The organism is Streptomyces sp. AC627_RSS907, from assembly GCF_019049165.1.
The window spans coordinates 40,738-60,042 of record NZ_JAGMUE010000092.1 but is presented as its reverse complement, the minus strand read 5'-3'; the positions used below and the strand labels follow the sequence as shown (position 1 = coordinate 60,042).

The 19,305-nt window shown below is 68.2% G+C and carries 12 protein-coding genes; 11 read left to right on the top strand and 1 reads right to left on the bottom strand.

Features of this window, described 5'->3' with window-relative positions; translation table 11 throughout:
* Nucleotides 1-26 precede the first annotated feature (26 nt).
* The 6 genes from rplA to KUM32_RS20290 all read left to right on the top strand — a co-directional run bounded on the left by rplA (nt 27) and on the right by KUM32_RS20290 (nt 11,216).
* Nucleotides 27-752 carry a 50S ribosomal protein L1 gene (rplA, locus tag KUM32_RS20315; RefSeq protein ID WP_217143338.1) on the top strand — a complete coding sequence of 242 codons (726 nt, stop codon included), beginning with the start codon at nt 27-29 and terminating at the stop codon, nt 750-752.
* Between the two features lie 159 nt (nt 753-911).
* On the top strand, nt 912-1,715 hold the full coding sequence (locus KUM32_RS20310) for a hypothetical protein (protein WP_217143337.1): 804 nt from the start codon (nt 912-914) through the stop codon (nt 1,713-1,715).
* A gap of 394 nt (nt 1,716-2,109) precedes the next feature.
* Complete coding sequence (gene rplJ, locus KUM32_RS20305) at nt 2,110-2,640, top strand: 50S ribosomal protein L10 (RefSeq protein ID WP_217143336.1); 531 nt, start codon at nt 2,110-2,112, stop codon at nt 2,638-2,640.
* 123 nt (nt 2,641-2,763) lie between these two features.
* Nucleotides 2,764-3,147, top strand: a complete 384-nt coding sequence (rplL, locus tag KUM32_RS20300; protein ID WP_217143335.1) for a 50S ribosomal protein L7/L12 — start codon at nt 2,764-2,766, stop codon at nt 3,145-3,147.
* Nucleotides 3,148-3,732: 585 nt separating this feature from the next.
* Nucleotides 3,733-7,218 (top strand): DNA-directed RNA polymerase subunit beta, encoded by a 3,486-nt coding sequence (gene rpoB / locus KUM32_RS20295; protein WP_217143334.1) that lies wholly within the window; start codon nt 3,733-3,735, stop codon nt 7,216-7,218.
* 98 nt (nt 7,219-7,316) lie between these two features.
* The gene (locus tag KUM32_RS20290; RefSeq protein ID WP_217143333.1) at nt 7,317-11,216 is read left to right on the top strand and encodes a DNA-directed RNA polymerase subunit beta'; all 3,900 of its coding nucleotides are present in this window, start codon (nt 7,317-7,319) and stop codon (nt 11,214-11,216) included.
* A 691-nt stretch (nt 11,217-11,907) separates the two neighbouring features.
* On the opposite strand, the gene KUM32_RS20285 is transcribed toward KUM32_RS20290, so the two are convergent.
* A complete protein-coding gene (locus KUM32_RS20285) occupies nt 11,908-13,200 on the bottom strand; it encodes a glycosyltransferase family 39 protein (RefSeq protein WP_254405855.1) in 1,293 nt (430 codons plus the stop codon).
* A gap of 101 nt (nt 13,201-13,301) precedes the next feature.
* Between KUM32_RS20285 and KUM32_RS20280 the strand changes: the two genes are divergently transcribed.
* The 5 genes from KUM32_RS20280 (at nt 13,302) to tuf (ending at nt 19,187) form a co-directional block, all read left to right on the top strand.
* Entirely contained in the window at nt 13,302-14,360 is a 1,059-nt protein-coding gene (locus KUM32_RS20280; RefSeq protein WP_308408688.1) for a glycosyltransferase family 2 protein, read from the top strand.
* 454 nt (nt 14,361-14,814) lie between these two features.
* Nucleotides 14,815-15,186 carry a 30S ribosomal protein S12 gene (gene rpsL / locus KUM32_RS20275; RefSeq protein WP_003948652.1) on the top strand — a complete coding sequence of 124 codons (372 nt, stop codon included), beginning with the start codon at nt 14,815-14,817 and terminating at the stop codon, nt 15,184-15,186.
* Between the two features lie 2 nt (nt 15,187-15,188).
* On the top strand, nt 15,189-15,659 hold the full coding sequence (gene rpsG, locus KUM32_RS20270) for a 30S ribosomal protein S7 (RefSeq protein WP_003974303.1): 471 nt from the start codon (nt 15,189-15,191) through the stop codon (nt 15,657-15,659).
* Nucleotides 15,660-15,698: 39 nt separating this feature from the next.
* Nucleotides 15,699-17,825 (top strand): elongation factor G, encoded by a 2,127-nt coding sequence (gene fusA / locus KUM32_RS20265; protein ID WP_217143331.1) that lies wholly within the window; start codon nt 15,699-15,701, stop codon nt 17,823-17,825.
* Nucleotides 17,826-17,993: 168 nt separating this feature from the next.
* The gene (gene tuf / locus KUM32_RS20260; protein WP_161166423.1) at nt 17,994-19,187 is read left to right on the top strand and encodes an elongation factor Tu; all 1,194 of its coding nucleotides are present in this window, start codon (nt 17,994-17,996) and stop codon (nt 19,185-19,187) included.
* The last annotated feature ends 118 nt before the right edge of the window (nt 19,188-19,305 follow it).

Here is a 19,305-nt window from a genome sequence, read left to right as displayed (position 1 = left end):
ACTCCTAAGAAGCCACAGGAGCAGTAGTGAGCAAGCGCAGCAAGTCTCTCCGCGCTGCGGACGCCAAGATCGACCGGGACAAGCTCTACGCCCCGCTCGAGGCCGTCCGTCTCGCCAAGGAGACCTCCACGACCAAGTTCGACGGCACCGTCGAGGTCGCCTTCCGTCTGGGTGTCGACCCGCGCAAGGCCGACCAGATGGTCCGTGGCACCGTGAACCTCCCGCACGGCACCGGTAAGACCGCCCGGGTCCTGGTCTTCGCGACCGGCGACCGTGCCGAGGCCGCGCGTGCCGCGGGCGCCGACATCGTCGGCGCCGACGAACTGATCGACGAGGTGTCGAAGGGCCGTCTGGACTTCGACGCCGTCGTCGCCACCCCGGACCTCATGGGCAAGGTCGGCCGCCTCGGCCGCGTGCTCGGTCCCCGTGGTCTGATGCCGAACCCCAAGACCGGCACCGTGACCCCGGACGTCGCCAAGGCTGTCAACGACATCAAGGGCGGCAAGATCGAGTTCCGCGTCGACAAGCACTCGAACCTGCACTTCATCATCGGCAAGACGTCGTTCGACGACACCAAGCTGGTGGAGAACTACGGCGCGGCGCTGGAGGAGATCCTCCGTCTGAAGCCGTCCGCCGCCAAGGGCCGTTACATCAGGAAGGCCGCCATCAGCACCACGATGGGCCCCGGCATCCCGGTCGACTCCAACCGCACCCGCAACCTCCTCGTCGAGGAGGACCCGGCCGCGGTCTGAGCCGACGGCTCGCCCAACCGGTTCACGGGCCCCGCACCTTCCTTCCGAGGTGCGGGGCCCGTTCCCTTTGTCCCGCGGGTTCCCGTGGGGATTTCCCCGTACGGGTGTCCGTGCCCTGCGTTAGCGTGCGGGCACCGGACTCGCACGGGGGTGGCACGCATGACGCGCACGACGGCACGCCGCACGGTCGTCTCGATCGCGGTGACGGCCGCGCTGGCCTGCGCCACCGCCTGCACCGACGCGGAGGGGCCCACCGGCGGCCCCGCCGGAACCCCGGCGCTCACCGGCCCGGCGGCCGAGGCCCTGCGGACCGTGGAGCGGGCCACCGGACGGGCGGGGTCGGCCCGGGTCGAGTCCACGACCGTCATGGGCCGCGAGCTGTCCCTGGAGGCCGTCGGCGCCCTCGGCTGGAGCGGCGGACTCACCGGGACCTTGACGATCACGTACACGGGCGGCACGACCGCCGAGACGATGCGCCGGCTCGGCACCACCTCGATGGAGGCCCGGTACCTGCCCGACGCCTACTACGCCAGGATGGGCGACAGGTTCGCCGGCCGGGCGGGCGGCAGACACTGGATCAAGTACGTCTACGCCGACGTGGAGGACCTCGGCGGCGACACGGCCGTCGGTTTCGCGGACCAGATGCGCGACACCACGCCCCACCAGGCGGTGAAGCGGCTGCTGGCCGCCGACGACGTGCGCGAGGTCGGCGAGGAGACGACCCGCGGCCGGCGCACCACACACTGGACCGGCACGGTGGGCGGCGCCACCCCCCAGACCGTCGACATCTGGGTCGACGACCGCGACCTGCCGGTCAAGAAGGTCGAGCGGGGGCGGACCGGGACCGGGGAGCTGACCCAGACCGCGTACTACAGCGACTACGGCGTCACCGTCTCCGCGAAGCGCCCACCGGCCGGCGACACGGCGGACTTCAAGGAGCTGCTGGCGGCGCGGGACTCCTGACCGGGGCTGCCGGACACAGAGATCGCGAGATCAGTCGGTCCGCTGATCATGCACGGGCCCGGCGGGGCTGAGCCCGGCGGGGCCGGACCGGCCGTGCCGAGTCGCCGTACGGGCGGATTTGCTTGACACTGCCCCGTTCGCGTACGCTCTCCGAGAAGCCAAAGACCGCTGGTCGTTGCCGTTGCGCTCGCGAGAGGGCACGGTGGCCGAAGGATCCGCTGAACTGCGGACGACCCGCGCAGGTGACAGTGGATGAGCTCCCTTCAGTCCGCGCCTCGTGCGTGTGGCGAAAGGTCGAGCCACGCCCCGTGCGCCTGCGCCGGGGCGTTTCGTTTTTCCCAGTCCTCCTTCGGGTCCGCGCGGTCCGAATCACCCGGAAGGAGGCCGAGGCTCTATGGCGACGCCCGACAAGGCTGCCGCGGTTGCCGAGCTGACGGACAAGTTCCGCAGCTCCAACGCCGCAGTGCTGACCGAGTACCGCGGTCTCACCGTGGCGCAGCTCAAGACGCTGCGCCGGTCGCTCGGTGAGAACGCCCAGTACGCCGTGGTGAAGAACACGCTGACCAAGATTGCGGCCAACGAGGCCGGGATCACGACGCTGGACGACCAGTTCAATGGTCCGACGGCTGTCGCCTTCATCACCGGTGACCCGGTGGAGTCGGCGAAGGGTCTGCGCGACTTCGCCAAGGACAACCCGAATCTCGTCATCAAGGGCGGTGTCCTTGACGGCAAGGCGATGACCGCCGACGAGATCAAGAAGCTTGCGGACCTCGAGTCCCGCGAGGTTCTGCTCTCCAAGCTGGCGGGTGCCTTCAAGGGCAAGCAGTCCCAGGCTGCTCAGCTCTTCCAGGCGCTTCCCTCGAAGTTCGTCCGCACCGTGGACGCGCTCCGTGCCAAGCAGGACGAGCAGGGCGGTGCCGAGTAACTCGGCTCGCTTTCCGATCCTCGCCGCATGAACCGCATGAGGTGAGGGTCGATGCGGGCCCGACGTACGCCCGCCTCACCCCGTACATCCGGCACCTGCCGAATTAGTGGAAGGACCGCCATCATGGCGAAGCTCAGCCAGGACGACCTGCTCGCCCAGTTCGAGGAGATGACCCTCATCGAGCTCTCCGAGTTCGTGAAGGCCTTCGAGGAGAAGTTCGACGTCACCGCCGCCGCCGCGGTCGCCGTCGCCGGCCCCGCCGCCCCGGGCGCCCCGGTCGAGGCCGAGGCCGAGAAGGACGAGTTCGACGTCATCCTCACCGGCGCCGGCGACAAGAAGATCCAGGTCATCAAGGTCGTGCGTGAGCTGACCTCCCTGGGTCTGAAGGAGGCCAAGGACCTCGTCGACGGCACCCCGAAGCCGGTCCTGGAGAAGGTCAACAAGGAGACCGCCGACAAGGCCGCCGAGTCCCTCAAGGGCGCCGGCGCCTCGGTCGAGGTCAAGTAAGACCGCACGGGCACCACGGATCCGCGAGGACCTGTAACGCCCACGCACCGAAGAGCGATCATCCATCCGGGTGGTCGCTCTTCGGCGTACCCGGGGTCCGGTGGCGGCTGCCTTGCACGTGTGACGGCGGAGAGTATGGTGATCTTCGTCGTGCCGTCGCCGGGGCGCTGTGGGCCACTGGTGGCAACCCGTTCGGGCAAGGGGGGCCTTGACGAACCGCACGCAGCGCGCAATTCTCAGGGCGTCGTCACAAGGATCCGAATCCGAGGCATGGATCCGCGACGAAGAGGGCAGTATCAACGTGCGTTGAGGGCTAGGCCTTGCCGCAGGTGGTGAGAACAACGAGGAGCGAACACGGTCCCCGAGAACGGCACTGGACATCAGTGTGCCAAGTGGCTACACTGACCCTTTGCGCTGCCTGTTAGCTGCCCCCTGCCCGTCACCAGGGGTCTGCCCTCGCCCGAGCACCGATGACCAGAGCACGCCCGATCTGGCTCTCAGCCACATCAGGCACCACCTGTCTTCGTGCACGGAAGAGGGGCCGGTACGCGCGTAGTGAGTCCGAGCCCTCGGAAGGACCCCCTCTTGGCCGCCTCGCGCAATGCCTCGACCGCGAATACGAACAACGCTGCCAGCACCGCCCCGCTGCGCATCTCCTTTGCAAAGATCAAGGAGCCCCTCGAGGTTCCGAACCTTCTCGCGCTGCAAACCGAGAGCTTCGACTGGCTGCTCGGCAACGACGCGTGGAAGGCTCGCGTCGAGTCGGCTCTGGAGTCCGGTCAGGACGTCCCCACCAAGTCCGGTCTGGAAGAGATCTTCGAGGAGATCTCGCCGATCGAGGACTTCTCCGGGTCGATGTCGCTGACGTTCCGCGACCACCGCTTCGAGCCCCCCAAGAACAGCATCGACGAGTGCAAGGACCGCGACTTCACGTACGCGGCCCCGCTCTTCGTCACCGCCGAGTTCACCAACAACGAGACCGGCGAGATCAAGTCCCAGACGGTCTTCATGGGCGACTTCCCGCTCATGACCAACAAGGGCACCTTCGTCATCAACGGCACCGAGCGTGTCGTCGTGTCGCAGCTGGTCCGTTCGCCGGGTGTCTACTTCGACTCCTCCATCGACAAGACGTCCGACAAGGACATCTTCTCCGCCAAGATCATCCCGTCCCGGGGTGCCTGGCTGGAGATGGAGATCGACAAGCGCGACATGGTCGGTGTGCGCATCGACCGCAAGCGCAAGCAGTCCGTGACCGTCCTGCTCAAGGCCCTCGGTTGGACGACCGAGCAGATCCTCGAGGAGTTCGGCGAGTACGAGTCCATGCGCGCCACCCTGGAGAAGGACCACACCCAGGGCCAGGACGACGCGCTGCTCGACATCTACCGCAAGCTGCGTCCGGGCGAGCCCCCGACCCGTGAGGCCGCGCAGACGCTGCTCGAGAACCTCTACTTCAACCCCAAGCGCTACGACCTCGCCAAGGTCGGCCGCTACAAGGTCAACAAGAAGCTCGGCGCCGACGAGCCCCTGGACGCCGGCGTTCTCACCACCGACGACATCATCGCCACGATCAAGTACCTGGTGAAGCTGCACGCCGGTGAGACCGAGACGGTCGGCGAGTCGGGCCGGGAGATCGTCGTCGAGACCGACGACATCGACCACTTCGGCAACCGCCGCATCCGCAACGTCGGCGAGCTGATCCAGAACCAGGTCCGTACGGGTCTCGCCCGTATGGAGCGCGTCGTGCGCGAGCGCATGACCACCCAGGACGTCGAGGCGATCACGCCGCAGACCCTGATCAACATCCGGCCGGTCGTCGCCTCCATCAAGGAGTTCTTCGGCACCAGCCAGCTGTCCCAGTTCATGGACCAGAACAACCCGCTGTCGGGGCTGACGCACAAGCGTCGTCTGAACGCCCTCGGCCCGGGTGGTCTCTCCCGTGAGCGGGCCGGCTTCGAGGTCCGTGACGTCCACCCGTCGCACTACGGCCGCATGTGCCCGATCGAGACGCCCGAAGGCCCGAACATCGGTCTGATCGGCTCGCTCGCCTCGTACGGCCGGATCAACCCGTTCGGCTTCATCGAGACGCCGTACCGCAAGGTCGTCGACGGCCAGGTCACCGACGAGGTGGACTACCTGACCGCCGACGAGGAGGACCGCTTCGTCATCGCGCAGGCCAACGCCACGCTCAACGACGACATGCGGTTCGCCGAGGCCCGCGTGCTGGTCCGCCGTCGTGGCGGCGAGGTCGACTACGTCCCCGGTGACGACGTCGACTACATGGACGTCTCGCCGCGCCAGATGGTGTCGGTCGCGACCGCCATGATCCCGTTCCTCGAGCACGACGACGCCAACCGTGCCCTCATGGGCGCGAACATGATGCGTCAGGCGGTGCCGCTCATCAAGAGCGAGTCCCCGCTGGTCGGCACCGGCATGGAGTACCGCTCCGCCGCCGACGCCGGCGACGTGGTCAAGGCCGAGAAGGCGGGTGTGGTCCAGGAGGTCTCCGCGGACTACATCACCACCACCAACGACGACGGCACGTACATCACGTACCGCCTGGCCAAGTTCGCCCGCTCCAACCAGGGCACCTCGGTCAACCAGAAGGTCATCGTCAACGAGGGCGACCGGGTCATCGAGGGCCAGGTCCTCGCCGACGGTCCGGCCACCGAGAACGGCGAGATGGCGCTCGGCAAGAACCTGCTGGTCGCCTTCATGCCGTGGGAGGGTCACAACTACGAGGACGCGATCATCCTGTCGCAGCGCCTCGTGCAGGACGACGTCCTCTCCTCGATCCACATCGAGGAGCACGAGGTCGACGCCCGTGACACCAAGCTCGGCCCCGAGGAGATCACCCGGGACATCCCGAACGTCTCCGAGGAGGTCCTCGCCGACCTCGACGAGCGCGGCATCATCCGCATCGGTGCCGAGGTCGTCGCCGGCGACATCCTCGTCGGCAAGGTCACGCCCAAGGGTGAGACCGAGCTGACCCCGGAGGAGCGCCTGCTCCGCGCGATCTTCGGTGAGAAGGCGCGCGAGGTGCGCGACACCTCCCTGAAGGTGCCGCACGGTGAGATCGGCAAGGTCATCGGCGTCCGCGTCTTCGACCGCGAAGAGGGCGACGAGCTGCCCCCGGGCGTGAACCAGCTGGTGCGCGTCTACGTCGCGCAGAAGCGCAAGATCACCGACGGTGACAAGCTCGCCGGCCGTCACGGCAACAAGGGCGTCATCTCCAAGATCAACCCGATCGAGGACATGCCGTTCCTGGAGGACGGCACGCCCGTCGACATCATCCTGAACCCGCTGGGTGTCCCGTCCCGAATGAACCCGGGACAGGTCCTGGAGATCCACCTCGGCTGGCTCGCCAGCCGCGGCTGGGACGTCTCCGGCCTCGCGGAGGAGTGGGCGCAGCGCCTCCAGGCCATCGGCGCCGACAAGGTCGAGCCCGGCACCAACGTCGCCACCCCGGTCTTCGACGGTGCGCGCGAGGACGAGCTCGCCGGTCTGCTCCAGCACACCATCCCGAACCGCGACGGCGAGCGCATGGTGCTCCCGACCGGCAAGGCGCGGCTGTTCGACGGCCGCAGCGGTGAGCCGTTCCCGGACCCGATCTCGGTCGGGTACATGTACATCCTCAAGCTCCACCACCTGGTCGACGACAAGCTGCACGCCCGGTCGACCGGCCCGTACTCGATGATCACCCAGCAGCCGCTGGGTGGTAAGGCCCAGTTCGGTGGCCAGCGCTTCGGTGAGATGGAGGTGTGGGCGCTGGAGGCTTACGGCGCCGCGTACGCCCTCCAGGAGCTGCTGACCATCAAGTCCGACGACGTGACCGGCCGCGTGAAGGTCTACGAGGCCATCGTCAAGGGCGAGAACATCCCTGAGCCCGGCATCCCCGAGTCCTTCAAGGTGCTCATCAAGGAGATGCAGTCCCTGTGCCTCAACGTGGAGGTGCTGTCCTCGGACGGCATGTCCATCGAGATGCGTGACACCGACGAGGACGTCTTCCGCGCTGCGGAGGAGCTCGGCATCGACCTGTCCCGGCGCGAGCCGAGCAGCGTCGAAGAGGTCTGACGGGAGTTTCGGCAGGCCTTGAGCGATCAAGGCCTGCCGGCCCCAGGACCCCCGTTTCAGACCCCAAGACTCACAACCCTGAGAGGGATTGACGCATAGTGCTCGACGTCAACTTCTTCGACGAGCTCCGGATCGGTCTGGCCACCGCTGACGACATCCGTCAGTGGAGCCACGGCGAGGTCAAGAAGCCCGAGACCATCAACTACCGCACCCTCAAGCCCGAGAAGGACGGACTCTTCTGCGAGAAGATCTTCGGTCCGACCCGGGACTGGGAGTGCTACTGCGGCAAGTACAAGCGCGTCCGCTTCAAGGGCATCATCTGCGAGCGCTGCGGCGTCGAGGTCACGCGCGCCAAGGTGCGCCGTGAGCGGATGGGCCACATCGAGCTGGCCGCTCCCGTCACCCACATCTGGTACTTCAAGGGCGTTCCGTCGCGGCTGGGCTACCTGCTCGACCTCGCCCCGAAGGACCTGGAGAAGGTCATCTACTTCGCGGCGTACATGATCACGTACGTCGACGAGGAGCGCCGCACCCGCGACCTGCCCTCGCTGGAGGCCCACGTCTCCGTCGAGCGCCAGCAGATCGAGAACCGCCGCGACGCCGACCTCGAGGCCCGCGCCAAGAAGCTCGAGACCGACCTGGCCGAGCTGGAGGCCGAGGGTGCCAAGGCCGACGTGCGCCGCAAGGTGCGCGAGGGTGCCGAGCGTGAGATGAAGCAGCTGCGCGACCGTGCGCAGCGCGAGATCGACCGCCTCGACGAGGTGTGGAACCGGTTCAAGAACCTCAAGGTCCAGGACCTGGAGGGCGACGAGCTGCTCTACCGCGAGCTGCGCGACCGCTTCGGCACCTACTTCGACGGCTCGATGGGCGCCGCCGCGCTGCAGAAGCGCCTGGAGTCCTTCGACCTCGACGAGGAGGCCGAGCGCCTCCGCGAGATCATCCGCACCGGCAAGGGCCAGAAGAAGACCCGTGCGCTCAAGCGCCTCAAGGTCGTCTCCGCGTTCCTGCAGACCAGCAACAGCCCCAAGGGCATGGTGCTGGACTGCGTGCCGGTCATCCCGCCGGACCTGCGTCCGATGGTGCAGCTCGACGGTGGCCGCTTCGCGACCTCCGACCTGAACGACCTGTACCGCCGCGTGATCAACCGCAACAACCGCCTGAAGCGGCTTCTCGACCTCGGCGCGCCCGAGATCATCGTGAACAACGAGAAGCGCATGCTCCAGGAGGCCGTCGACGCGCTCTTCGACAACGGTCGTCGTGGCCGCCCGGTCACGGGCCCCGGCAACCGTCCGCTGAAGTCGCTGTCCGACATGCTCAAGGGCAAGCAGGGCCGCTTCCGTCAGAACCTGCTCGGTAAGCGAGTCGACTACTCGGCGCGTTCCGTCATCGTCGTCGGCCCGCAGCTGAAGCTGCACCAGTGTGGTCTGCCCAAGGCCATGGCGCTGGAGCTCTTCAAGCCGTTCGTGATGAAGCGCCTGGTCGACCTGAACCACGCGCAGAACATCAAGAGCGCCAAGCGCATGGTCGAGCGCGGCCGCACGGTCGTGTACGACGTGCTGGAAGAGGTCATCGCGGAGCACCCGGTTCTGCTGAACCGTGCGCCCACCCTGCACCGCCTCGGCATCCAGGCCTTCGAGCCGCAGCTGGTCGAGGGCAAGGCCATCCAGATCCACCCGCTCGTCTGCACCGCGTTCAACGCGGACTTCGACGGTGACCAGATGGCCGTCCACCTGCCGCTCTCCGCGGAGGCGCAGGCCGAGGCCCGCATCCTGATGCTGTCCTCGAACAACATCCTCAAGCCGGCCGACGGCCGTCCGGTGACGATGCCGACCCAGGACATGGTCCTCGGTCTGTTCTTCCTCACCACCGACGGCGAGGGCCGCGACCTCAAGGGCGAGGGCCGTGCCTTCGGTTCCGCCGCCGAGGCGATCATGGCGTTCGACGCGGGCGACCTGTCGCTCCAGTCGAAGGTCGACATCCGCTTCCCGGTGGGCACCATCCCGCCCCGCGGCTGGGAGCCCCCGGCCCGCGAGGAGGGTGAGCCGGAGTGGCAGCAGGGCGACACCTTCACCCTGAAGACCACGCTGGGCCGCGCGCTCTTCAACGAGCTGCTGCCCGAGGACTACCCGTTCGTCGACTACGAGGTCGGCAAGAAGCAGCTCTCCGAGATCGTCAACGACCTCGCCGAGCGCTACCCGAAGGTCATCGTGGCGGCGACGCTCGACAACCTGAAGGCGGCCGGCTTCTTCTGGGCGACCCGTTCCGGCGTCACCGTGGCCATCTCCGACGTCGTCGTTCCCGAGGCGAAGAAGGAGATCGTCAAGGGCTACGAGGCGCAGGACGAGAAGGTCCAGAAGCAGTACGAGCGCGGTCTGATCACCAAGGACGAGCGCACGCAGGAGCTCATCGCGATCTGGACCAAGGCGACCAACGAGGTCGCCGAGGCGATGAACGACAACTTCCCGAAGACCAACCCGATCTTCATGATGGTGAACTCGGGTGCACGAGGCAACATGATGCAGATGCGTCAGATCGCCGGTATGCGTGGTCTGGTGTCGAACGCGAAGAACGAGACGATCCCGCGTCCGATCAAGGCGTCCTTCCGTGAGGGCCTGTCCGTGCTGGAGTACTTCATCTCCACGCACGGTGCCCGTAAGGGTCTGGCGGACACCGCTCTGCGTACCGCCGACTCGGGTTACCTCACGCGTCGTCTGGTCGACGTCTCCCAGGACGTGATCATCCGCGAGGAGGACTGCGGCACCGAGCGCGGTCTGCGGCTGCGGATCGCCGAGCGCGGCGCCGACGGTGTCCTGCGCAAGACGGACGACGTCGAGACCAGCGTGTACGCCCGCATGCTCGCCGAGGACGTCGTCATCGACGGCAAGGTGATCGCGCCGGCCAACGTCGACCTCGGTGACGTGCTCATCGACCAGCTGGTGCACCACGGTGTCGAGGAGGTCAAGACCCGCTCGATCCTGACCTGCGAGTCCCAGGTCGGCACCTGCGCCATGTGCTACGGCCGCTCGCTGGCCACCGGCAAGCTGGTCGACATCGGTGAGGCGGTCGGCATCATCGCCGCCCAGTCCATCGGTGAGCCCGGTACCCAGCTGACGATGCGTACCTTCCACACCGGTGGTGTGGCCGGTGACGACATCACCCAGGGTCTGCCGCGTGTCGTCGAGCTCTTCGAGGCCCGTACCCCGAAGGGTGTCGCCCCGATCTCCGAGGCCTCCGGCCGCGTCCGGATCGAGGAGACCGAGAAGACCAAGAAGATCGTCGTCACCCCGGACGACGGCAGCGACGAGACGGCGTTCCCGATCTCGAAGCGTGCCCGTCTGCTGGTGGCCGAGGGCGACCACGTCGAGGTGGGCCAGAAGCTCACCGTGGGTGCCACCAACCCGCACGACGTGCTGCGCATCCTGGGTCAGCGTGCCGTCCAGGTCCACCTGGTCGGCGAGGTCCAGAAGGTCTACAACTCGCAGGGCGTGTCGATCCACGACAAGCACATCGAGATCATCATCCGGCAGATGCTGCGCCGTGTGACGATCATCGAGTCCGGCGACGCCGAGCTGCTGCCCGGCGAGCTGGTCGAGCGCACGAAGTTCGAGACCGAGAACCGTCGCGTGGTCCAGGAGGGCGGTCACCCGGCCTCCGGTCGTCCGCAGCTGATGGGTATCACCAAGGCCTCGCTGGCGACCGAGTCGTGGCTGTCGGCGGCGTCCTTCCAGGAGACGACCAGGGTCCTCACGGACGCGGCGATCAACGCCAAGTCCGACTCCCTGATCGGTCTCAAGGAGAACGTCATCATCGGTAAGCTCATCCCGGCCGGTACGGGCCTGTCCCGCTACCGCAACATCCGGGTCGAGCCGACCGAGGAGGCCAAGGCCGCGATGTACTCGGCCGTCGGCTACGACGACATCGACTACTCGCCGTTCGGCACGGGCTCCGGCCAGGCCGTTCCGCTGGAGGACTACGACTACGGTCCGTACAACCAGTAAGCGAGTCGTCCGGTACGGCTGCTGAGACCGAAGGGCGGTCACCCCGTGGGGTGGCCGCCCTTCGGCGTGTGCGCGTCGCACCGCGCGGGGGCCGGTCGCACCGCGCGGGGGCCGAGGGCCGGGGCGCGGCGTGGTGCCGCGGGGCGGAAGGCCGGCTCCGTGCCGCCGGGCGCGAGGTGGAACGTCCGCTCTGCGAGGGAGACGGGGGCGCGGTGCGGAGGCAGGCGGCGGAGCGTGACGCGTGAGGGAGCCGACAGCTCGTCCGTGCGGCGGTACGGGGCGGGCCTGGCCGTCCGTGCGGCGGTAAGGGGCGGGGCTGGCCGCCCGTGAGGCCGTTCCCACGTGCCGCGCGGCGCGTCCCGGGCGGCCACGTCTCCCCGGACCGCCATGGACCGGCGCCGTACCGCGGACGCCGAGGGGCCGCCGCCCGTCGTCGCGGAGCCGGGCCCGGACCGGACCGGCCCGGCCCGGGCGGCACGGGACCACCGCGGTGGGGCCGCGGCCCGTCCGGGGGGCGGCACGGCGGCTGCCCAGGGCCCGTACGCGGTCCGGGACGCGGCGACGACTGCCCGGCCCGACCGGTCGGGCCGGGCAGCGTCAGAGCCCGGACGGACGCCGTGACGCCGGACGGGCGCCGTGACGCCGGGACGCCGGAGGGGCGCCGCGGCGCCCGGCCCGGGCTGCGGGGCCGTTACGGCACGCCGAGCTCGAAGATGACGTAGTGGGCGTACCAGCCGGAGGCGATCGCGGCCGTGGTGAAGAAGACCGCCAGGGCCGGGCGCCGCAGGCGGCTCAGGGCCGCGGCCGGGGCGAGGAGCAGGGGGAAGGCGGGCAGCAGGTAGCGCATCGTGTTGCCGAACATCTGCTGGGTGCCCAGGACGGTGACGATCGTCGCCAGGGTGTACGCGACCAGCACCAGCGGGGGGCGCTTGCGCAGCATCAGGGCGATCAGGAAGGGCAGCGCCAGGACCAGCTGCAGCGAGAGCAGGTCCGGGGTGGAGAAGGCGAAGGGGTAGTCGCCGCGGCCCACCGCGAGGTTGCGCAGCACGTCCAGGGTGTAGGCGCCGTAGTCGAAGAAGTGCGCCCAGCCCTCGCGCTGGAGCGTGAAGTACGCCGTGGCCTCGCCGGTGCTGTAGCCGACCCAGGCGATGTAGCCCAGCAGGCCCAGGGGCGCGACGACCATGGCGTAGACCGGGCCGCGCACCCCGTGTTCGCGTCGGCTCGCGGGGCGCGCGAGCGTCACCAGCGCGGCGAGTCCCACGGCACCTATGAGCACGGCGGACGTGGGACGGTTCAGGCCCGCGGTGAAGGCGAGCAGGCCTGCCGCCACCCAGTGCCGGGTCATCACGGCGTAGCAGGTCCAGGCGGCGAGGGCGACGAACAGGGACTCGGAGTACACCGCCCACTCGACGCCGGCGCCCGGGGCCACGGCCCACAGCCCGGCGGCGACGGTGCCGGCCCGGGCTCCCGCGATCAGGGAGATCACGGCGTAGATCCCGGCCGCGGCGACGAACGACGACAGGACGGAGACCAGGATCCCGGAGCCGTACAGGCCGAGGCCCGTGGACTCCGAGACCATGCGGATGAGGGCCGGGTAGAGGGGGAAGAAGGCGACCGAGTTCTGCTGGACCGTGAACAGGCCCTCGGAGTCGAGCCGCACCAGCGCGGGGTCGTAGCCGTGCTCGGCGACCTGGAGGTACCACCAGCCGTCCCAGGTGGCCAGGACGTCCCACCAGTGGGCGCCGCCGCCGAAGCGCGGGTTCTTCCCCCGGTAGTCCCCGGCGTACTCCAGCAGGGAGGCGAAGACCGCGAGGCCGACGAGCTTCGTGACGCCGTACAGGACGAGCGGGGCCAGGTAGGGCCGGGCGCCGGGCGGCAGGGCGGGGGGCCAGGTCCGCCAGGAGCGTTCCCGGTGCTCGTCGGTCGGCCGTTTCCCCGCGCCGGCCGACGCGCCGGTCGCCGTGCCGTCGGCAGCCGTGTCCATGGCTGTCATCCCCCTGGGTCCGCCCTCATCCGTCAGTTGCTGCCATAAGATCGCACAAGAGTCGCACATCTGTGCTCAGTGTCAGGCCGAGGGGAGGCGCGGTGCCCGAGGAACGGGACGCGGGGCAGCACGAACCGGTCGTGCTGTCGGTCGTCATTCCGATGTACGACGAGGAAGAGGTCCTGCCCGCGCTGGTCAGCAGGTTGCGGCCGGTCCTGACGGAGCTGGGGGTCCGCCACGAGGTCGTCGCGGTGGACGACGGCAGCGGTGACCGCACGGCGGAACTGCTCGCCGCCTTCCGGCTCGGCTGGCCGGAACTGCGCGTGGTCGCGCTGCGGCGCAACTCGGGGCACCAGGCCGCCCTCACCGCCGGGCTGGACCGGGCGGTGGGCGCCTACGTGGTCAGCCTGGACGCAGACCTCCAGGATCCGCCGGAGAAGATCCCCGACATGCTGGCGCTGGCCCGCGCCGAGGGCCTCGACATCGTGTACGGCGTCCGGGTCGACCGCAGTAGTGACTCCGGGTTCAAGCGGTGGTCGGCGGGCGCCTACTACCGGCTGATGCGGCGCCTGGCGGGTCCCTCGGTCACCGCGCAGGCGGGCGACTTCCGGCTGCTCAGCCGGGCCGCCGTGGAGGCCCTGAAGGCCCTGCCGGACCAGCAGCGGGTCTACCGGCTCCTCGTGCCCTGGCTGGGCTTCCCGAGCGGGCAGGTCACCTACGAGCGCGCGCCGCGCACCGCGGGCCGCACGAAGTACCCGCTGGGCCGGATGATCCGCCTGGCGGTCGACAGCGTCACCGGCTTCTCCGCGGCCCCGCTGCGGCTGGCCACCTGGCTGGGCGCCGGTGCCTTCGTGGTCTGCCTGGGGCTGCTGGTCTACACGCTGACCGCCTTCGCCCTGGGCAGTACGGTGCCCGGCTGGACCTCCCTCTTCACCGGGGTGGTGTTCATCGGAGCCGTCCAGCTCATCTGCGTCGGCCTGCTCGGCGAGTACGTCGGGCGCATCTACACGGCCGTGCAGAACCGGCCGACGTACTTCGTCCGCCACGACACGGCGACGTCACCGGCCGAGGACGAGACCGGCGGCACCGGGGCCGGCGCCCTCCCGCGCGACCCCGCGCGACCGCCGGACGGGACGAGCCTCCCGGTGCCGCGGGCCTGAGGCGCCGGGACGGCGGCGGGCGGTGCGCCGGATGCCCGTGCCGGTGCCCGCACGGCGCGTGGGTGTCTGCGCGCCGGGTGCGGGCCGGTCTCGCGGTCGACGTGCCCGTGTGCCGGCGAAGCCCGGCTCCCCGCGGGGCGGGCGCGGCCCGTGTTCGAGCGGGCGCCGCCCGGGGGAGGATCGGGAGGAACCGGTGCGAGACGGGTGTCGCCGCCGGTCCCGCGCATTTGTTTTGACCGCAGCGAATGCGATAGGTACGCTCAGACCTTGTGCCTGGGGTGTGCCCTGGCCCTTGTGCGTGCCTTGAACCGCACTGGGGGTCGTGAACGGCCACCGCAATCCGCGCTTCCTTCCGCCTGGCGGGTGGTTCCGCGGCATTCGACACACCCGACCGCGTGGGTCGGAGATGTTCCAGGTTAGCTTCACCATTCGGCACACAGAAACCGGAGAAGTAGTGCCTACGATCCAGCAGCTGGTCCGTAAGGGCCGGCAGGACAAGGTCGAGAAGAACAAGACGCCCGCACTCGAGGGTTCCCCTCAGCGTCGTGGCGTCTGCACGCGTGTGTTCACGACCACCCCGAAGAAGCCGAACTCGGCCCTGCGTAAGGTCGCGCGTGTGCGTCTGACCAGCGGTATCGAGGTCACTGCTTACATTCCGGGTGAGGGACACAACCTGCAGGAGCACTCCATCGTGCTCGTGCGCGGCGGCCGTGTGAAGGACCTGCCGGGTGTTCGCTACAAGATCATCCGCGGTTCGCTTGACACCCAGGGTGTGAAGAACCGCAAGCAGGCCCGCAGCCGTTACGGCGCCAAGAAGGAGAAGTAAGAATGCCTCGTAAGGGCCCCGCCCCGAAGCGCCCGGTCATCATCGACCCGGTCTACGGTTCTCCTCTGGTGACCTCCCTGATCAACAAGGTGCTGCTGAACGGCAAGCGCTCCACCGCCGAGCGCATCGTCTACGGCGCCATGGAGGGCCTGCGCGAGAAGACCGGCAACGACCCGGTCATCACGCTGAAGCGCGCTCTGGAGAACATCAAGCCGACCCTCGAGGTCAAGTCCCGCCGTGTCGGTGGTGCGACGTACCAGGTCCCGATCGAGGTCAAGCCCGGTCGTGCCAACACGCTCGCGCTGCGCTGGCTGGTCGGTTACTCCCGCGCCCGCCGCGAGAAGACCATGACCGAGCGTCTGCTGAACGAGCTCCTCGACGCCTCCAACGGCCTGGGTGCCGCTGTGAAGAAGCGCGAGGACACGCACAAGATGGCCGAGTCCAACAAGGCCTTCGCGCACTACCGCTGGTAGTCGCTACCCACATCGAGACCGAGAGAAGACTGAAGCCTTATGGCTACCACTTCACTTGACCTGGCCAAGGTCCGCAACATCGGGATCATGGCCCACATCGACGCGGGCAAGACGACCACCACCGAGCGGATCCTGTTCTACACCGGTGTGTCGTACAAGATCGGTGAGGTCCACGACGGCGCCGCCACGATGGACTGGATGGAGCAGGAGCAGGAGCGTGGCATCACGATCACGTCTGCTGCGACCACCTGTCACTGGCCGCTCGAGGACAACGACTACACGATCAACATCATCGACACCCCGGGGCACGTCGACTTCACCGTCGAGGTGGAGCGTTCCCTGCGTGTGCTCGACGGTGCCGTGACCGTGTTCGACGGTGTCGCCGGTGTCGAGCCGCAGTCCGAGACGGTGTGGCGTCAGGCCGACCGTTACGGCGTGCCGCGCATCTGCTTCGTGAACAAGCTGGACCGCACCGGCGCCGACTTCCACCGCTGCGTGGAGATGATCTCGGACCGCCTGGGTGCCCAGCCGCTGGTGATGCAGCTCCCGATCGGTGCCGAGGCCGACTTCCAGGGCGTCGTGGACCTCGTCCGCATGAAGGCGCTCGTGTGGTCCGCCGACGCGGCCAAGGGCGAGATGTACGAGACCGTCGACATCCCGGCCACGCACACCGAGGCCGCCGAGGAGTGGCGCGGCAAGCTGGTCGAGGCCGTCGCGGAGAACGACGAAGAGATCATGGAGCTGTTCCTGGAGGGCCAGGAGCCCACCGAGGAGCAGCTGTACGCCGCGATCCGTCGCATCACCATCGCCTCCGGCAAGTCCGACGACACCACCGTCACCCCGGTGTTCTGCGGCACCGCGTTCAAGAACAAGGGCGTCCAGCCCCTGCTCGACGCGGTCGTGCGCTACCTGCCGACCCCGCTCGACGTCGAGGCCATCGAGGGCCAGGACGTCAAGGACCCCGAGGTCGTCATCAAGCGCAAGCCGTCCGAGGACGAGCCGCTGGCCGCGCTCGCGTTCAAGATCATGAGCGACCCGCACCTCGGCAAGCTCACCTTCGTCCGGGTCTACTCGGGCCGCCTGGAGTCCGGCACCGCGGTGCTGAACTCCGTCAAGGGCAAGAAGGAGCGCATCGGCAAGATCTACCGCATGCACGCCAACAAGCGTGAGGAGATCGAGTCGGTGGGCGCCGGCGACATCGTCGCCGTCATGGGCCTGAAGCAGACCACCACCGGTGAGACGCTGTCCGACGAGAAGAACCCGGTGATCCTGGAGTCCATGGACTTCCCGGCGCCGGTCATCGAGGTCGCGATCGAGCCCAAGTCCAAGGGTGACCAGGAGAAGCTGGGTGTCGCCATCCAGCGTCTCGCGGAGGAGGACCCCTCCTTCCAGGTGCACACCAACGAGGAGACCGGCCAGACCGTCATCGGCGGTATGGGCGAGCTTCACCTCGAGGTGCTGGTCGACCGGATGAAGCGCGAGTTCAAGGTCGAGGCCAACGTCGGCAAGCCGCAGGTCGCCTACCGTGAGACGATCCGCAAGGCCGTCGAGCGCGTGGACTACACCCACAAGAAGCAGACCGGTGGTACCGGTCAGTTCGCCAAGGTGCAGATCGCGATCGAGCCGATCGAGGGCGGCGACGCCTCGTACGAGTTCGTGAACAAGGTGACCGGTGGCCGCATCCCGAAGGAGTACATCCCTTCGGTCGACGCCGGTGCGCAGGAGGCCATGCAGTTCGGCATCCTGGCCGGCTACGAGATGACGGGCGTCCGCGTCACGCTCATCGACGGTGGCTACCACGAGGTCGACTCCTCCGAGCTCGCGTTCAAGATCGCCGGTTCGCAGGCCTTCAAGGAGGCCGCGCGCAAGGCTTCGCCCGTGCTCCTGGAGCCGATGATGGCCGTCGAGGTCACCACGCCCGAGGACTACATGGGTGAGGTCATCGGCGACATCAACTCCCGCCGTGGCCAGATCCAGGCCATGGAGGAGCGGGCGGGTGCCCGCGTCGTGAAGGGCCTCGTGCCCCTGTCGGAGATGTTCGGCTACGTCGGAGACCTCCGCAGCAAGACGTCGGGTCGCGCAAGCTACTCGATGCAGTTCGACTCCTACGCCGAGGTTCCCCGGAACGTCGCCGAGGAGATCATCGCGAAGGCCAAGGGCGAGTAACGGACTCCGTTTAACGGACCCCCCGCACACGCTTTAGGCTTGACCCCGGAGCCTGCAAGGGTCATTCCGCCGCCAACCCGGCGGAATGACCCGGGTCCGGGTTTCCCAGCAAAGATCACCTGGCGCCGATGAGTAAGGCGTACCAGAACCACTCTCAGGAGGACCCCCGTGGCGAAGGCGAAGTTCGAGCGGACTAAGCCGCACGTCAACATCGGCACCATCGGTCACATCGACCACGGTAAGACGACCCTCACGGCCGCCATTACCAAGGTGCTGCACGACGCGTACCCGGACCTGAACGAGGCCTCGGCCTTCGACCAGATCGACAAGGCTCCCGAGGAGCGCCAGCGCGGTATCACCATCTCCATCGCGCACGTCGAGTACCAGACCGAGACGCGTCACTACGCCCACGTCGACTGCCCCGGTCACGCGGACTACATCAAGAACATGATCACGGGTGCGGCGCAGATGGACGGCGCCATCCTCGTGGTCGCCGCCACCGACGGCCCGATGCCGCAGACCAAGGAGCACGTGCTCCTGGCCCGCCAGGTCGGCGTTCCGTACATCGTCGTCGCCCTGAACAAGGCCGACATGGTGGACGACGAGGAGATCCTGGAGCTCGTCGAGCTCGAGGTGCGTGAGCTCCTCTCCGAGTACGAGTTCCCGGGCGACGACGTTCCCGTCGTCAAGGTCTCCGCTCTGAAGGCCCTCGAGGGCGACAAGGAGTGGGGCAACTCGGTCCTCGAGCTCATGAAGGCCGTGGACGAGGCCATCCCGGAGCCCGAGCGTGACGTCGACAAGCCGTTCCTGATGCCGATCGAGGACGTCTTCACCATCACCGGTCGCGGTACGGTCGTCACCGGCCGCATCGAGCGTGGTGTCCTCAAGGTCAACGAGACCGTCGACATCATCGGCATCAAGACCGAGAAGACCACCACCACGGTCACCGGCATCGAGATGTTCCGCAAGCTCCTCGACGAGGGCCAGGCCGGTGAGAACGTCGGTCTGCTCCTCCGTGGCATCAAGCGCGAGGACGTCGAGCGCGGCCAGGTCATCATCAAGCCGGGCTCGGTCACCCCGCACACCGAGTTCGAGGCGCAGGCCTACATCCTGTCCAAGGACGAGGGTGGCCGCCACACGCCGTTCTTCAACAACTACCGTCCGCAGTTCTACTTCCGTACGACGGACGTGACCGGCGTCGTGACCCTCCCCGAGGGCACCGAGATGGTCATGCCGGGTGACAACACCGAGATGAAGGTGGAGCTCATCCAGCCCGTCGCCATGGAAGAGGGCCTGAAGTTCGCCATCCGCGAGGGTGGCCGGACCGTGGGCGCCGGCCAGGTCACCAAGATCAACAAGTAAGCTCCGCTTGCTTGTCGGTCGACCTGACCTGACATGGGCTGATGCCTGAAAGGGCCCGTACGACTTCGGTCGTACGGGCCCTTTCGCATGCCCTCGCGGCGTGTCCTCCCTCCGTGGT

What these genes read in the sequence shown, in the direction of transcription:
- rplJ (WP_217143336.1), top strand. Translation starts at nt 2,110, where the DNA reads ATGGCGACGCCCGACAAGGCTGCCGCGGTTGCCGAGCTGACGGACAAG.
- rpsG (WP_003974303.1), top strand. Translation starts at nt 15,189, where the DNA reads ATGCCTCGTAAGGGCCCCGCCCCGAAGCGCCCGGTCATCATCGACCCG.
- KUM32_RS20310 (WP_217143337.1), top strand. Translation starts at nt 912, where the DNA reads ATGACGCGCACGACGGCACGCCGCACGGTCGTCTCGATCGCGGTGACG.
- fusA (WP_217143331.1), top strand. Translation starts at nt 15,699, where the DNA reads ATGGCTACCACTTCACTTGACCTGGCCAAGGTCCGCAACATCGGGATC.
- rplL (WP_217143335.1), top strand. Translation starts at nt 2,764, where the DNA reads ATGGCGAAGCTCAGCCAGGACGACCTGCTCGCCCAGTTCGAGGAGATG.
- KUM32_RS20285 (WP_254405855.1), bottom strand. Translation starts at nt 13,200, where the DNA reads ATGGACACGGCTGCCGACGGCACGGCGACCGGCGCGTCGGCCGGCGCG.